Source organism: Oleiphilus sp. HI0128 (assembly GCF_001635365.1).
Genome location: NZ_LWGG01000295.1, coordinates 1 through 498 on the forward strand (window position 1 = coordinate 1; position 498 = coordinate 498).

Genomic DNA, 498 nt, shown 5'->3' on the forward strand with positions numbered 1-498 from the left:
ATCAAACCACCCCACATTAGTGGTAGCGTCATGTTATCTGGCAGAAGTTGTGTGTCGGCATCGATCATCGTTAGTGCCACAAGTACCCAGGTCAGGATAAGTGCTGCAAGACCAGCATAACTTGCACCATAGATGGAAATAGCGGCAAGTGAAAGTAAAGCTGTGACAAGTTCAACTAAAGGGTAGCGGATCGAGATTTTGTTTTTGCACTGACTACAGCGCCCCTGCAAGAAGATATAGCTGATTACAGGGATATTTTCCCAAGGCTTAATCGCATGCTGACACTTTGGGCAGCTCGAGTTGGGGGTCGATAGGGTGATTTTTTCCTGTTTTGGTTCAGGCTGGTCTAAAAATGCAGCGCACTGAAGTGCCCAATCTTGCTCAAGCATTTTAGGGAGCCTAAAAATGACAACATTCAAGAAGCTGCCGACTAATAAACCGAAAATAAGTGTTGAAGCGTATAGGAACGCAGGGTTGTCATTCAGGTGTTGGAAAAGT

General features: G+C 45.4%; 1 protein-coding gene. It reads right to left on the reverse strand.

Annotated elements, in window-relative coordinates; translation table 11 throughout:
• A partial coding sequence (locus A3763_RS03790) for an A24 family peptidase (protein ID WP_369823083.1) occupies positions 1-389 on the reverse strand: 389 nt, incomplete at its 3' end.
• Positions 390-498: the final 109 nt, after the last annotated feature.